The organism is Pseudomonas sp. TE6283, assembly GCF_054060555.1.
In genome coordinates this window covers 541407-555766 of record NZ_JBSSDH010000001.1, presented here as the reverse complement: position 1 = coordinate 555766, position 14360 = coordinate 541407, and the positions used below count along the sequence as shown (strand labels likewise).

The following is a 14360-nucleotide window of genomic DNA, read 5'->3' as shown; positions in this document are numbered from 1 at the left end:
CCTTTCGCGACACAAGGCCGCTCCTACAGGTACTACGTCAATCGTTGGTACGCATCATCCCGTACAGTTCATTGAGCAACTTGCGGCGGCTGAACACCAGCTGCCAGCGGTGTCCGCCCAGCTGGCGCCACAGGCGCGCGGCGCGGATGCCGGCCAGCAGCAGGGCGCGGATCTTCGAGGCGTTGCTGGCCTGCTGCAGGAAACGCATGTCGCCGTGCACCTGGATGCGCTGGCGCAGGGTGCTCAGGGTGTCCTGGTACAAGGCTCCACTGGAAGCAATGACGTTTTCGTGAACCAGGCCGAAATGCTCGGCCTGGGACTGGATCTGCGGCAGGCGATTACCGATGGTGTCGAGCATGTCGCCACGCTTGTTCAGCTGGCGCTCAAGGCCCAGCATCGACAGGGCGTAGCGCAGCGGCTCGCGCTGCAGGCTGCTGGGGTCGCGCTCCAGGGCGCCGACCAGCGCGCGGTAGCCGTCGCGCAGGTTGAGGTCGTCGCCGCCGAACACTTCCAGGGTATCCTTCGGGTCGCGCACCAGCAGGCTGCCGAGCATGCAACCGATGTTGGCTTCGCTGGCCTGGCCGGTGCGGGCGATGCGGTCGACCAGCACTGCGGCCTGGAACACGCCGCCCAGGGCGACCAACTGCTCCTGAAGGTTGTTCATCGACGCGGGCTCCACGGCTCGGCGATCTCGATCACGCCGCCGCCCAGGCACACCTCGCCGTCATAGAACACCACCGACTGGCCCGGGGTGACGGCGCGCTGCGGCTCGTCGAACACGGCGCGGTAGCCGCTCTCGGTGCGTTCCAGGGTGCACTGCTGGTCGCCCTGGCGGTAGCGCACCTTGGCGGTCAGGCGGCGCGGGCTGGACAGGTCGATCGGGTTGACCCAGAAGATCTCCGAAGCCAGCAGGGCGCGGGAGAACAGCCATGGGTGCTCGTTGCCTTGGCCGACCACCAGCACGTTGCGCGCGAGGTCTTTTTCCAGCACGTACCACGGCTCGTCGCCCGCGTCCTTCAGGCCGCCGATCCCCAGGCCCTGGCGCTGGCCGATGGTGTGGTACATCAGGCCATGGTGCTGGCCGATCACTTCACCCTCGGTGGTCTGGATCTCGCCGGGCTGGGCCGGCAGGTACTGCTTGAGAAAATCGCTGAAGCGGCGCTCGCCGATGAAGCAGATGCCGGTGGAGTCCTTCTTCTTGGCGGTGGCCAGGCCGTGTTTTTCGGCGATGGCGCGTACCTCGGGCTTTTCCAGCTCGCCGACCGGGAACAGGGTGCGGGCGATTTCCTTGCCGCCGACGGCGTGCAGGAAGTAGCTCTGGTCCTTGTTCGGGTCCAGGCCCTTGAGCAGCTCGGTCAGCGCGCCAGTGTCGCGGCGGCGCACGTAGTGGCCGGTGGCGATCAGATCGGCGCCCAGGGACAGGGCGTAGTCGAGGAACGCCTTGAACTTGATCTCGCGGTTGCAGAGGATGTCCGGGTTGGGCGTACGGCCGGCCTTGTACTCCTCGAGGAAGTGCTCGAACACGTTGTCCCAGTATTCGGCGGCGAAGTTGGCAGTGTGCAGCTTGATGCCGATGCGGTCGCACACGGCCTGGGCGTCGGCCAGGTCTTCGCGGGCGGTGCAGTATTCGGTGCCGTCGTCTTCTTCCCAGTTCTTCATGAACAGACCTTCCACCTGGTAGCCCTGCTCGATGAGCAGAAGGGCGGAGACGGAAGAGTCCACGCCGCCGGACATGCCGACGATGACGCGGGTCTTGGCGGGGTCTTTGAGTGCTGGGCTGGTCATGGCTACCGGTGTGTATCAGAGGGGAAAAACGCCGATTCTATCAAACCCGTGGGCTGGCGTCAGTCGCGCAGCAGGTCGAGGCTGTGCAGCGGGCCTTTGAGATAGTCGTCGAGGCAGCGCGGTACCAGCTCGCTACGCCAGCGTGACGGCTCGGCCAGCAGTTCGTCGCGGGTCAGCCACACGGCACGGACGATGTCGCTGTCCAGCGCCAGGTCGGCATGATGGTGCACGGGGCGGGCGGCGAAGCAGATGCGCTGGTAGGTGACGCCGTTGCTCGGGGCGGTATAGAGGTAGATGCCGACCACGCCGGTGAGTTCGACTTCCCAGGCGGTTTCCTCGAGGGTTTCGCGCAGGGCGGCCTGGGCGATGGTCTCGTTGGCCTCGAGGTGGCCGGCGGGCTGGTTGAACACGTGCTGGCCGGCCTTGAACTCCTCGACGAAGAGGAACTTGCCGTCGTGTTCGACGATGGTGGCGACGGTGATGTGGGGTTGCCAGGTCATGCAGTGGGCTCCATGGCGGGGGCGTGGGGGGGGGGGGGGGGGGGGGGGGGGGGGGGCGGGGCGGGGGGGGGGGGGGGGGCGGGCGCCGCGGGGGGGGGGGGGGGCGGGCGCCGCCCCCCCCCCCCCCCGCCCCCCCCCCCCCCGCCCCCCCCCCCGCTCCCACGGGAGATTTCACAAACTTCAAAAAGCACAAACCCCGGTGCGTGGCCGGGGTCTGTGCTGCTACGTCAGGCGAACCTTACAGGGCGGCAATGGCGCTGTTCAGGGTCTGGCTTGGACGCATCACCTTGGCGGTCAGCTCGGCATCCGGGGCGTAGTAGCCGCCGATGTCGGCCGGCTTGCCCTGGACGGCGTTGAGCTCGGCGACGATGGTCGCCTCGTTCTCGCTCAGGGTCTTGGCCAGCGGGGCGAAGCGCGCCTGCAGGGCTGCGTCGTCGGTCTGGGCGGCCAGTGCTTCTGCCCAGTACAGCGTCAGGTAGAAGTGGCTGCCACGGTTGTCGATACCGCCGACCTTGCGCGAAGGCGACTTGTTGGTGTCGAGGAACTTGCCGGTAGCCTGGTCCAGGGTGTTGGCCAGGACCTTGGCGCGCGGGTTGTCGTAGGTGTTGCCCAGGTGCTCCAGGGAGGCTGCCAGGGCCAGGAACTCACCCAGCGAGTCCCAGCGCAGGAAGTTCTCTTCGACCAGTTGCTGCACGTGCTTCGGTGCCGAACCACCGGCGCCGGTCTCGAACAGGCCACCGCCGTTCATCAGCGGGACGATCGACAGCATCTTGGCGCTGGTACCCAGTTCCATGATCGGGAACAGGTCGGTCAGGTAGTCACGCAGCACGTTGCCGGTCACCGAGATGGTGTCCTTGCCTTCGCGGATGCGGGCCAGGGAGAACTTGATGGCGTCGACCGGGGCCAGGATGCGGATGTCCAGGCCTGAGGTGTCGTGATCCTTCAGGTACTGCTGCACCTTCTCGATCATCACGCCGTCGTGGGCGCGGGCCGGGTCCAGCCAGAACACCGCCGGGGTGTTGCTCAGGCGGGCGCGGTTGACGGCCAGCTTGACCCAGTCCTGGATCGGCGCGTCCTTGGTCTGGCACATGCGGAAGATGTCACCGGCTTCGACGTCCTGCTCCAGCACGACCTTGCCCTTGCCATCGACCACGCGCACGACGCCGTCGGCCTTGATCTGGAAGGTCTTGTCGTGGGAGCCGTACTCTTCGGCTTTCTGCGCCATCAGGCCGACGTTCGGCACGCTGCCCATGGTGGTCGGGTCGAAGGCGCCGTTGGCCTTGCAGTCTTCGATGGTGGCCTGGTAGATGCCGGCGTAGCAGCGGTCCGGGATGATCGCCTTGGCGTCCTGCAGTTCTCCGGCGGTGTTCCACATCTTGCCCGAGTCGCGGATCATCGCAGGCATCGAGGCGTCGACGATGACGTCGCTCGGTACGTGCAGGTTGGTGATGCCCTTGTCCGAGTTGACCATGGCCAGGGCCGGGCGAACGGCGTACAGGGCCTGGATGTCGGCTTCGATCTCGGCTTGCTTCTCGGCAGGCAGATCCTTGATGCGGGCGTACAGGTCGCCGATGCCGTTGTTGGCGTTGAAGCCCACCTGGCTGAGTGCGGCTGCGTGCTTGGCCAGTACGTCGCCGTAGAACTCTTCGACGATCACGCCGAACATGATCGGGTCGGAGACCTTCATCATGGTGGCTTTCAGGTGCACCGACAGCAGCACGCCAGAGGCCTTGGCATCGGCGATCTGCTCGGCGATGAAGGCTTTCAGGGCCTTGCGGCTCAGGGTGGCGCAGTCGATGACTTCGGCGGCCTTGACGGCGGTTTTTTCTTTCAGGACGGTGGTGGCGCCGTCCTTGCCGACCAGCTCGATGCGCAGGCTGTCGTCAGCCTCGATCAGCGCGGCTTTTTCGCTGCCGTAGAAGTCGCCCTGGGTCATGTGGGCAACGTGCGACTTGGAGTCGGCGGCCCAGGCGCCCATCTTGTGCGGGTGCTTGCGGGCGTAGTTCTTGACCGACAGCGGGGCGCGGCGGTCGGAGTTGCCTTCGCGCAGGACCGGGTTCACGGCGCTGCCCTTGATGCGGTCGTAGCGGGCGCGGGATTCTTTTTCCTCGGCGCTGCCCGGCTCGTCGGCGTAGTCGGGGATGTTGAAGCCCTTGGCCTGCAGCTCCTTGATCGCGGCCTTCAGCTGTGGAACCGACGCGGAGATGTTCGGCAGCTTGATGATGTTGGCTTCAGGGGTGGTGGCCAGCTGGCCCAGTTCCGCCAGGTGATCGCCTACCTGCTTCTCGGCACCCAGTTGCTCCGGGAAGGCGGCGAGGATACGGCCGGCCAGGGAGATGTCACGGGTTTCGACGGCGATATCGGCCGAAGCGGTGAAGGCCTCGACGATCGGCAGCAGCGAGTAGGTGGCGAGGGCGGGGGCTTCGTCGGTGAAGGTGTAGATGATCTTGGAACGGGTGGGCATGCGGGTTAACTCTCTATGTGCTGAGCGTACTCGAGTCTCGAGGTGCGCAGGGTAGGCGCTTCGCCCTGGCGACGCCATGAGCGGAAAGTCGAGAGGCTGCGAGCGGTGATGGTGGATGCATCAGTCGAGCGTCAAGTGCTGGGCCGCGGTAACAACCCAGGCTTTGCGGTCATTCATGACCAAGGGCGAGCCGCATTTTCCTAGGGTTCGCCCCGATGACCCTATGGTCGCGCCGGAGTATATCAAACCCTTTGGGCTATTCAGCAAGGCGAAGTGGTATCAGCGCATTTATAAGACCAAAGACGTAGGGGCAATGTGGCGTGTTGCCGCAGGCTGCCAGGGGGATTTTCCAGTCCTTTTTCGGCTGTCGTGGCAGCGAGCTTGCAGGTCGGCAGATGTGGTTTAGGCTCAGTGGATCGCACGATTTCCAATCACACCAGGAAAAGCGGAGTAGTGCAGCATGGGATACCAGAAAATCAAGGTTCCGTCTGATGGTGCCAAGATCACCGTCAATGCAGACCATTCGCTCAACGTTCCCGATAACCCCATCATTCCCTACATCGAGGGTGACGGCATTGGCGTGGACGTCTCGCCGGTGATGATCAAGGTGGTCGACGCCGCCGTGCACAAAGCCTACGGCGGCAAGCGCAAGATCGCCTGGATGGAGGTGTACGCCGGCGAGAAGGCCACCCAGGTCTACGACCAGGACACCTGGCTGCCCCAGGAAACCCTGGATGCGGTGCGCGACTACGTGGTGTCGATCAAGGGGCCGCTGACCACCCCGGTCGGCGGCGGCATCCGCTCGCTCAACGTGGCCCTGCGCCAGCAGCTCGACCTCTATGTGTGCCTGCGCCCGGTGGTCTGGTTCCAGGGCGTGCCGAGTCCGGTGAAAAAGCCGGGTGACGTCGACATGGTGATCTTCCGCGAGAACTCCGAGGACATCTATGCCGGCATCGAGTGGAAGGCCGGTTCGCCCGAGGCGAACAAGGTGATCAAGTTCCTCAAGGAAGAAATGGGCGTCACCAAGATCCGCTTCGACCAGGACTGCGGTATTGGCGTCAAGCCAGTCTCGAAGGAGGGCACCAAGCGCCTGGTGCGCAAGGCCCTGCAGTATGTGGTGGACAACGACCGCAAGTCGCTGACCCTGGTGCACAAGGGCAACATCATGAAGTTCACCGAAGGGGCCTTCAAGGACTGGGGCTACGAGGTGGCACGCGACGAGTTCGGCGCCGAGCTGCTCGATGGCGGCCCGTGGATGAAGTTCAGGAATCCGAAGACAGGCCGCGAGGTGATCGTCAAGGATGCCATCGCAGACGCCATGCTCCAGCAGATCCTGCTGCGTCCGGCCGAGTACGATGTGATCGCCACCCTCAACCTCAACGGCGACTACCTGTCCGATGCCCTGGCGGCGGAAGTGGGTGGTATCGGCATCGCGCCGGGCGCCAACCTGTCGGATACCGTGGCCATGTTCGAGGCCACGCACGGCACCGCGCCGAAGTACGCCGGCAAGGACCAGGTCAACCCGGGCTCGGTGATCCTCTCGGCGGAAATGATGCTGCGGCACATGGGCTGGACCGAGGCGGCCGACCTGATCATCAAGGGCACCAATGGCGCCATTGCGGCCAAGACCGTGACCTATGACTTCGAGCGCCTGATGGACGGCGCGACCCTGGTCGGTAGTTCGGGCTTTGGCGAGGCGCTGATCAAGCACATGTAGGCGGGGCAAAAAAACCGGTCGCCTCTTTATATTAAAGGGGCGACCGGCTTTTTCGTTTACCGGCAGACAGGTCGGGGATCAGACTTCGACGGTATTGCCTGGGTTCGTCGCGCTGGCCTGGACGTTGCTGGTGGCGCTTCTGATGTCGGTCGCGTGCAGCCCTTTGGGGCCCTGGATGATCTCGAAGTTCACGGCCTGGCCGGCTTTCAGCGTCTTGTAACCGTCCATCTGGATCGCTGAATAGTGGGCGAACAGATCATCGGTCTTGCCATCCTCGTTGATGAATCCGTAGCCCTTGGCATTGTTGAACCACTTGACTTTACCGCTTGCCATCCCTATGTCCCTCTGCAAAGGACTCCATCACTGGAGTATCATCCACTTCATCCGCATACGAACCTTGCGAGAAAATCTGGTTGACTGCGCGGATCTTTATCGACCACGGTGGGTTCTTATTGGTTGTAACACCGTTTTGCCGATAGTCAAGGTCAGCCGGCGCCCGCGCCGGGAGTGGCCTGCGCGGTCAACCCACAACCTTAACCTGTCGATCATGATGAAATTCTTTCCATGCATGCACCCAGTGAGATTCGACTAACATTCAATCAGGATCGCCCCCAGTCGCATGAGGACGGGCATGAGGACGATGGCGCGGGCCTTGCCGTCCAGGAGGCCAAGCCGATCCTGCAGGCGCCGCCGATGTACAAGGTGGTTTTGTTCAACGATGACTACACGCCGATGGATTTCGTCGTCGAAGTGCTCGAGACGTTCTTCAATCTGAACCGCGAGCTGGCGACCAAGATCATGCTGACCGTCCATACCGAAGGGCGGGCAGTGTGCGGATTGTTTACCCGGGACATCGCCGAGACAAAGGCCATGCAGGTCAACCAATACGCCAGGGAAAGCCAGCATCCGCTACTCTGTGAAATCGAGAAGGACGGTTAATCGCCGACCACTTGGGTATGAGGTGAAGCTATGTTAAACCGCGAGCTCGAAGTCACCCTCAATCTGGCCTTCAAGGAGGCCCGTTCGAAGCGTCATGAGTTCATGACCGTCGAACACCTGCTGCTGGCACTCCTTGACAATGAGGCTGCCGCGACCGTTCTGCGCGCCTGTGGCGCCAATCTCGACAAACTCAAGCACGACCTGCAGGAGTTCATCGATTCGACCACCCCGCTGATCCCCGTGCATGACGAGGATCGCGAGACCCAACCGACCCTGGGCTTCCAGCGTGTGCTGCAGCGTGCCGTGTTCCACGTGCAGAGCTCAGGCAAGCGCGAAGTGACCGGCGCCAACGTGCTGGTGGCGATCTTCAGCGAACAGGAAAGCCAGGCGGTGTTCCTGCTCAAGCAGCAGAGCGTGGCGCGCATCGACGTCGTCAACTACATCGCCCACGGCATCAGCAAGGTGCCGGGCCACGGTTCGCACAACGAAAGCGAGCAGGACATGCAGGACGAGGAGGGCGGCGAAGCGTCGTCTTCCAGCAACCCGCTGGACGCCTATGCCAGCAACCTGAACGAACTGGCCCGGGCCGGGCGCATCGACCCGCTGGTCGGGCGCGAGCAGGAGGTCGAGCGCGTGGCGCAGATCCTCGCCCGCCGGCGCAAGAACAACCCGCTGCTGGTCGGCGAGGCCGGCGTGGGCAAGACCGCCATCGCCGAAGGCCTGGCCAAGCGCATCGTCGACGGGCAGGTGCCCGACCTGCTGGCGCAGAGCGTGGTGTACTCCCTTGACCTCGGCGCACTGCTGGCCGGTACCAAGTACCGCGGCGACTTCGAGAAGCGCTTCAAGGCGCTGCTCGGCGAGCTGCGCAAGCGCCCGCAGGCGATCCTGTTCATCGACGAGATCCACACCATCATCGGCGCCGGCGCGGCTTCCGGTGGCGTGATGGATGCGTCCAACCTGCTCAAGCCGCTGCTGTCGTCCGGTGAGATCCGTTGCATCGGCTCCACCACCTTCCAGGAGTTCCGCGGCATCTTCGAGAAGGATCGCGCCCTGGCGCGGCGCTTCCAGAAAGTCGACGTCACCGAGCCATCGGTGGAGGACACCGTGGGCATCCTGCGCGGGCTCAAGGGCCGCTTCGAGAGCCACCACAACATCGAGTACAGCGACGAGGCCCTGCGCGCCGCCGCCGAACTGGCCTCGCGCTACATCAACGACAGGCACATGCCCGACAAGGCCATCGACGTGATCGACGAGGCCGGCGCCTACCAGCGCCTGCAGCCGGAGGCCAATCGGGTCAAGCGCATCGACGTGCCGCAGGTCGAGGATATCGTCGCCAAGATCGCGCGGATTCCGCCGAAGCACGTCACCAGCTCCGACAAGGAGCTGCTGCGCAACCTCGAGCGTGACCTGAAACTGACCGTGTTCGGCCAGGATGCCGCGATCGACTCGCTGGCCACCGCCATCAAGCTGTCCCGTGCCGGCCTCAAGGCGCCGGACAAGCCGGTCGGCTCGTTCCTGTTCGCCGGCCCTACCGGCGTGGGCAAGACCGAGGCCGCCCGTCAGCTGGCCAAGGCCCTGGGCGTGGAACTGGTGCGCTTCGACATGTCCGAGTACATGGAGCGGCACACTGTGTCGCGCCTGATCGGTGCGCCGCCCGGCTATGTCGGGTTCGACCAGGGTGGCCTGCTGACCGAGGCCATCACCAAGCAACCGCACTGTGTGCTGCTGCTCGACGAGATCGAGAAGGCCCACCCGGAAGTCTTCAACCTGTTGCTGCAGGTAATGGACCACGGGACCCTGACCGACAACAACGGGCGCAAGGCGGATTTCCGCAACGTGATCCTGATCATGACCACCAACGCCGGCGCTGAAACCGCCGCGCGGGCCTCGATCGGCTTCACCCACCAGGACCACTCGTCCGATGCGATGGAGGTCATCCGCAAGAGCTTCACGCCGGAGTTCCGCAACCGCCTGGACACCATCATCCAGTTCGGCCGCCTGTCCCACGAGACGATCAAGAGCATCGTCGACAAGTTCCTCATCGAACTGCAGGCGCAGCTGGAAGACAAGCGTGTGCTGCTGGAGGTCACCGACGCCGCCCGCGGCTGGCTGGCGGCCTCGGGCTACGACGTGCAGATGGGGGCGCGGCCGATGGCGCGGCTGATCCAGGACAAGATCAAGCGGCCGCTGGCCGAGGAGATCCTGTTTGGCGAGCTGGCCGAGCACGGTGGTGTGGTGCATATCGACCTGCGCGATGGCGAGCTGGTGTTCGATTACGAGACCACGGCTGAAGTCGCGTAAGGCTGGGGCCGCTGTGCGGCCCATTCGCCGGCAAGCCGGCGAAAGGCCTGCACAGCAGTCCCGCTGTATAAAGCCCACAAAAAAGCCCGGCACATTGGCCGGGCTTTTTCATGGCTGGAGCTTAGCGCGCACGGTAGGTGATGCGGCCCTTGCTCAGGTCGTACGGCGTCAGTTCGACGCGGACCTTGTCGCCAGTGAGAATACGGATGTAGTTCTTGCGCATCTTGCCAGAGATATGCGCGGTAACGACGTGCCCGTTTTCCAACTCCACGCGGAACATGGTGTTGGGCAGGGTGTCGACGACAGTGCCTTCCATTTCGAAGCTGTCTTCTTTCGACATGCAGTAAAGCCCTCGGTATCCAGTGATGGCCCGACGCACGACTGCACCGGGCAAAAAAAGTGGCGTGGATTATGCCCGAAATTTGTGTTTCAAGCCAATGCCTTTCAGTTGAGGGTGACCCAGCGCTGGTTGATCAGCAGTTCGATGGGGCGATACTGGGTTTTGTAATTCATCTTCTTGCAGTTCTTGATCCAGTAACCGAGGTACACCGCCTCGAGGTCCTGGCGCAGGGCCTCGGTGATCTGCCAGAGGATGGCATAGCGCCCCAGGCTGCGGCGCTCCTCGTCGGGCTCGTAGAAGGTGTACACCGCTGACAGCCCATTGGGCAGAAGGTCGCACACCGCCACGGCCAGCAGCCGGCCCTCCAGACGGAACTCGTAGAACCAGCAGAACGGCAGGTCGCGGACCAGGAAGGTGGAGAACTGGTCGCGGCTGGGCGGGTACATGTCGCCGTCGGCGTGGCGCTGCTCGATATAGCGCCGGTACAGGTCGAAGTATTCTTCCTTGAAGGACGGGCGGGCGGCGGTGACGGTCAGGTCGGCGTTGCGCTTGAGGATTCGGCGCTGCTGGCGGTTGGGAATGAAGCGCGCCGCCGGGATGCGCGCCGGCACGCAGGCGTTGCATTGCTGGCAATGCGGGCGATAGAGGTGATCGCCGCTGCGGCGAAAGCCCATCTCCGACAGGTCGGCATAGACATGCACGTCCATCGGCTGGCTCGGGTCGAGAAACAGCGTGGTCGCCTGCTCATCCGGCAGGTAGCTGCAGGAGTGGGGTTGAGTGGCATAAAACTTCAACCGCGCCAGCTCTGTCATGATCAACCCCTTAGGTGAGACGTTGTCTCTAAGTGTAAGCCAGCTCCGGGAACTCGCCTAGGCAACCCAGTTGGCGCCGCTGGGCTGATCCAGGTACCGCGCCAGGTGGTTGGCAAACGCGACCCGGCTGATGGCGCGGGCGCCCAGGCTGTGCAGGTGGTCGGTCGGCATCTGGCAGTCGATCAGCACGAAGCCGGCCTGCCTGAGGTGTTCGACCAGGGTCACGAAGCCCACCTTGGAGGCGTTGTCGGCGCGGCTGAACATCGATTCGCCGAAGAACAGCCGACCCATGGCCAGGCCGTAGAGGCCGCCGACCAGCTCGCCGTCGCGGCGCACCTCCACCGAATGGGCGATGCCGCGGCGGTGCAGCTCGCAGTAGGCGGCGCGCATGTTGTCGGTGATCCAGGTGCCGTCGGCGTAGTCCCGCGGCGCGGCGCAGGCGGCGATCACCGCCGCGAAATCGCTGTCGAAGCTCACCTGGTAGCGGCCCTGGCGGATCAGCTTGGCCAGCGAGCGCGAGACGTGCAGCTCGTCCGGGAACAACACGGTGCGCGGGTCGGGCGACCACCAGAGGATCGGCTGGCCGTCCTGGTACCAGGGGAAGCAGCCGTGGCGATAGGCCGCGACCAGGCGGTCCGGGGTCAGGTCACCGCCGGCGGCAAGCAGGCCGTTGGGGTCGTGCAGGGCCTTTTCCAGGGGGGGGAAGGTCAGCGAGTCGCGGGTCAGCCAGGTGAGCATGGGGTTCTTGAGCGGCGGGGGAGGGGAGAGGGCAGCATGGCGTGGGTTGAGAATGAGGTCAACGCCTTGCCAGGTCGACAAATTCCCTTCGGCTTCGGTAGCGCCAGGCACCATCTGGCGCTTTTGCTGTCACACCTGTGCAAAAACACAGCATAAGCCTTTGTCACAAAAGAAAATGCATGCTCAAATTGCAACTATATGAAAGTAGCCCCCGTTCGCGCCCCACACGGCGTGCCGCCATGGCGGCTGGCGGGCAGTAATGTTAAAAGTAGTGGTTCATTGGCCAGTGACCGGCCAATCACTATTGGACGCGCAGCACGCGCAGGAATAGACGCGTTTTGAAGAAATCGACCGCAACCCCAGCCCCCTTGCCAGTGCCTCTGTGGCGGCAACAGCTGCACTACCGCCTGAAGGAAGGTGCGCTGATCGCCGTCGGCGCCCTGTGCCTGTACCTGTGGATGGCACTGGTCACCTACGACACCGCCGATCCGGGCTTCAGCCACACCAGCAACGCCGAGCAGGTGCAGAACGCCGCCGGCCGCGCCGGGGCCTACTTCGCCGATATCCTGTTCATGGTGCTCGGCTACTTCGCCTATATCTTCCCGCTGCTGCTGGCGATCAAGACCTGGCAGATCTTTCGCGAGCGTCACCAGCCCTGGCAGTGGAGCGGCTGGCTGTTCTCCTGGCGCCTGATCGGCCTGGTGTTCCTGGTGTTGTCGGGTGCGGCATTGGCGCATATCCACTTCCACCCGCCGGCGAGCATGCCGTTCTCCGCCGGTGGCGCCCTGGGCGAGAGCCTTGGCGATCTGGCGCGCAACCTGCTCAACGTTCAGGGCAGCACGCTGATGTTCATCGCCCTGTTCCTGTTCGGCCTGACCGTGTTTACCGACCTGTCCTGGTTCAAGGTGATGGACATCACCGGCAAGATCACCCTCGACCTGTTCGAGCTGGTGCAGGGCGCCGCCAACCGCTGGTGGGAGGCGCGCAACGAGCGCAAGCGCCTGGTGGCGCAGCTGCGCGAGGTGGACGAGCAGGTCGACGAAGTGGTCGCCCCGGTGGTCGCCGACAAGCGCGAGCAGGTCAAGGCCCGCGAGCGCATCATCGAGCGCGACGAGGCGCTGACCAAGCACATCGCCCAGCGCGAACAGCAACCAGCCCCGGTGATCAACCTGCCGACTCCGGCGGTCAAGGCGCCGGAGCCGAGCAAGCGGGTGATGAAGGAGAAGCAGGCGCCGTTGTTCGTCGACAGCGCCGTCGAAGGCACGCTGCCGTCGATCTCCATCCTCGACCCGGCCGAACAGAAGAAGGTCGAGTACTCACCCGAATCCCTGGCCGCTGTCGGCCACCTGTTGGAAATCAAGCTGAAGGAATTCGGCGTGGAGGTCTCGGTCGACTCGATCCACCCGGGCCCGGTGATCACCCGCTATGAGATCCAGCCGGCCGCGGGCGTCAAGGTCAGCCGTATCGCCAACCTGGCCAAGGACCTGGCGCGTTCCCTGGCGGTGACCAGCGTGCGCGTGGTCGAGGTCATTCCCGGCAAGACCACCGTGGGTATCGAGATTCCCAACGAAAACCGCCAAATGGTGCGCTTCTCCGAGGTGCTGTCGTCGGCGCAATTCGACGAGAACAAGTCGCCGGTCACCCTGGCCCTGGGCCACGATATCGGCGGCAAGCCAGTGATCACCGACCTTGCCAAGATGCCGCACCTGCTGGTGGCCGGTACTACCGGTTCCGGTAAGTCGGTGGGCGTGAACGCGATGATCCTGTCGATCCTGTTCAAGTCGGGCCCGGAAGACGCGCGGCTGATCATGATCGACCCGAAAATGCTCGAGCTGTCGATCTACGAAGGCATTCCGCACCTGCTGTGCCCGGTGGTCACCGACATGAAGGACGCCGCCAACGCCCTGCGCTGGAGCGTCGCCGAGATGGAGCGCCGCTACAAGCTGATGGCGGCCATGGGCGTGCGTAACCTGGCGGGCTTCAACCGCAAGATCAAAGATGCCCAGGAGGCCGGCGAGATCATCCACGACCCGCTGTACCGTCGCGAGAGCATGGACGACGAGCCGCCGGCGCTGAAAACCCTGCCGACCATCGTGGTGGTGGTCGACGAATTCGCCGACATGATGATGATCGTCGGCAAGAAGGTCGAAGAGTTGATCGCCCGTATCGCCCAGAAGGCCCGTGCCGCTGGTATCCACTTGATCCTGGCCACCCAGCGCCCGTCGGTGGACGTGATCACCGGCCTGATCAAGGCCAACATCCCGACCCGCATGGCATTCCAGGTGTCGAGCAAGATCGACTCGCGGACCATCATCGACCAGGGTGGCGCCGAACAGCTGCTCGGCCACGGTGACATGCTCTACATGCCGCCGGGCACCAGCCTGCCGATCCGCGTGCATGGCGCGTTCGTTTCCGACGACGAGGTGCATCGCACGGTCGAGGCCTGGAAGCTGCGCGGCGCGCCGGACTACAACGATGACATCCTCAATGGCGTCGAGGAGGCCGGTAGCGGCTTCGACGGCGGCGGTGGCGGTGGCGGCGATGGCGACGACCCGGAAGCCGACGCGCTCTACGACGAAGCCGTGCAGTTCGTGCTGGAAAGCCGCCGGGCGTCGATCTCGGCGGTGCAGCGCAAGCTCAAGATCGGTTACAACCGCGCCGCGCGGATGATCGAGTCGATGGAAATGGCCGGCGTGGTCACGCCGATGAACAGCAACGGCTCGCGGGAAGTGATTGCCCCGGGTGGCCCGCGCGACTGATGAAC

General features: G+C 64.2%; 12 protein-coding genes. 4 read left to right on the top strand and 8 right to left on the bottom strand.

The annotated features are described in order from the left end of the window. Positions 1-37: 37 nt before the first annotated feature. The 4 genes from hflD to ACVWZ5_RS02770 all read right to left on the bottom strand — a co-directional run bounded on the left by hflD (position 38) and on the right by ACVWZ5_RS02770 (position 4749). Positions 38-664 (bottom strand): high frequency lysogenization protein HflD, encoded by a 627-nt coding sequence (gene hflD / locus ACVWZ5_RS02785; protein ID WP_028692396.1) that lies wholly within the window; start codon positions 662-664, stop codon positions 38-40. Continuing rightward, positions 661-1785 carry a tRNA 2-thiouridine(34) synthase MnmA gene (gene mnmA, locus ACVWZ5_RS02780; protein ID WP_028692395.1) on the bottom strand — a complete coding sequence of 375 codons (1125 nt, stop codon included), beginning with the start codon at positions 1783-1785 and terminating at the stop codon, positions 661-663. Before mnmA ends, hflD begins: the two co-directional genes overlap by 4 nt. 59 nt (positions 1786-1844) lie before the next feature. After that, complete coding sequence (locus ACVWZ5_RS02775; protein WP_028692394.1) at positions 1845-2285, bottom strand: NUDIX hydrolase; 441 nt, start codon at positions 2283-2285, stop codon at positions 1845-1847. Between the two features lie 238 nt (positions 2286-2523). Further along, the gene (locus tag ACVWZ5_RS02770; RefSeq protein WP_062573540.1) at positions 2524-4749 is read right to left on the bottom strand and encodes an NADP-dependent isocitrate dehydrogenase; all 2226 of its coding nucleotides are present in this window, start codon (positions 4747-4749) and stop codon (positions 2524-2526) included. A gap of 460 nt (positions 4750-5209) precedes the next feature. On the opposite strand from ACVWZ5_RS02770, the gene icd reads away from it, so the two are divergent. Next, positions 5210-6466 (top strand): NADP-dependent isocitrate dehydrogenase, encoded by a 1257-nt coding sequence (gene icd, locus ACVWZ5_RS02765; RefSeq protein ID WP_062573542.1) that lies wholly within the window; start codon positions 5210-5212, stop codon positions 6464-6466. Positions 6467-6544: 78 nt separating this feature from the next. On the opposite strand, the gene cspD is transcribed toward icd, so the two are convergent. Beyond that, positions 6545-6799, bottom strand: coding sequence for a cold shock domain-containing protein CspD (cspD, locus tag ACVWZ5_RS02760; protein ID WP_062573543.1), 255 nt, complete (start codon positions 6797-6799; stop codon positions 6545-6547). A gap of 231 nt (positions 6800-7030) precedes the next feature. On the opposite strand from cspD, the gene clpS reads away from it, so the two are divergent. Continuing rightward, on the top strand, positions 7031-7405 hold the full coding sequence (gene clpS, locus ACVWZ5_RS02755; RefSeq protein ID WP_062573544.1) for an ATP-dependent Clp protease adapter ClpS: 375 nt from the start codon (positions 7031-7033) through the stop codon (positions 7403-7405). A 30-nt stretch (positions 7406-7435) separates the two neighbouring features. Continuing rightward, the gene (clpA, locus tag ACVWZ5_RS02750) at positions 7436-9706 is read left to right on the top strand and encodes an ATP-dependent Clp protease ATP-binding subunit ClpA (RefSeq protein WP_028692389.1); all 2271 of its coding nucleotides are present in this window, start codon (positions 7436-7438) and stop codon (positions 9704-9706) included. Positions 9707-9827: 121 nt separating this feature from the next. Here clpA and infA read toward each other — a convergent pair whose 3' ends face one another. The 3 genes from infA to aat form a co-directional block, all read right to left on the bottom strand. Beyond that, positions 9828-10046 carry a translation initiation factor IF-1 gene (gene infA, locus ACVWZ5_RS02745; protein ID WP_002553999.1) on the bottom strand — a complete coding sequence of 73 codons (219 nt, stop codon included), beginning with the start codon at positions 10044-10046 and terminating at the stop codon, positions 9828-9830. Between the two features lie 104 nt (positions 10047-10150). Next, positions 10151-10858: an arginyltransferase gene (locus tag ACVWZ5_RS02740; protein WP_028692388.1), complete on the bottom strand. Its 708-nt coding sequence runs from the start codon at positions 10856-10858 to the stop codon at positions 10151-10153. 57 nt (positions 10859-10915) lie between these two features. Next, the gene (gene aat, locus ACVWZ5_RS02735; protein WP_301143896.1) at positions 10916-11596 is read right to left on the bottom strand and encodes a leucyl/phenylalanyl-tRNA--protein transferase; all 681 of its coding nucleotides are present in this window, start codon (positions 11594-11596) and stop codon (positions 10916-10918) included. A 338-nt stretch (positions 11597-11934) separates the two neighbouring features. Between aat and ftsK the strand changes: the two genes are divergently transcribed. Continuing rightward, positions 11935-14355 carry a DNA translocase FtsK gene (gene ftsK, locus ACVWZ5_RS02730; protein WP_081100255.1) on the top strand — a complete coding sequence of 807 codons (2421 nt, stop codon included), beginning with the start codon at positions 11935-11937 and terminating at the stop codon, positions 14353-14355. Positions 14356-14360 lie beyond the last annotated feature (5 nt).

Bases quoted from the DNA above. Each gene is read 5' to 3' on its own strand.
- infA (WP_002553999.1), bottom strand. From the start codon at position 10,046: ATGTCGAAAGAAGACAGCTTCGAAATGGAAGGCACTGTCGTCGACACC.
- ACVWZ5_RS02775 (WP_028692394.1), bottom strand. From the start codon at position 2,285: ATGACCTGGCAACCCCACATCACCGTCGCCACCATCGTCGAACACGAC.
- clpA (WP_028692389.1), top strand. From the start codon at position 7,436: ATGTTAAACCGCGAGCTCGAAGTCACCCTCAATCTGGCCTTCAAGGAG.
- ACVWZ5_RS02770 (WP_062573540.1), bottom strand. From the start codon at position 4,749: ATGCCCACCCGTTCCAAGATCATCTACACCTTCACCGACGAAGCCCCC.
- ACVWZ5_RS02740 (WP_028692388.1), bottom strand. From the start codon at position 10,858: ATGACAGAGCTGGCGCGGTTGAAGTTTTATGCCACTCAACCCCACTCC.
- hflD (WP_028692396.1), bottom strand. From the start codon at position 664: ATGAACAACCTTCAGGAGCAGTTGGTCGCCCTGGGCGGCGTGTTCCAG.
- mnmA (WP_028692395.1), bottom strand. From the start codon at position 1,785: ATGACCAGCCCAGCACTCAAAGACCCCGCCAAGACCCGCGTCATCGTC.
- aat (WP_301143896.1), bottom strand. From the start codon at position 11,596: ATGCTCACCTGGCTGACCCGCGACTCGCTGACCTTCCCCCCCCTGGAA.
- clpS (WP_062573544.1), top strand. From the start codon at position 7,031: ATGCATGCACCCAGTGAGATTCGACTAACATTCAATCAGGATCGCCCC.
- icd (WP_062573542.1), top strand. From the start codon at position 5,210: ATGGGATACCAGAAAATCAAGGTTCCGTCTGATGGTGCCAAGATCACC.
- cspD (WP_062573543.1), bottom strand. From the start codon at position 6,799: ATGGCAAGCGGTAAAGTCAAGTGGTTCAACAATGCCAAGGGCTACGGA.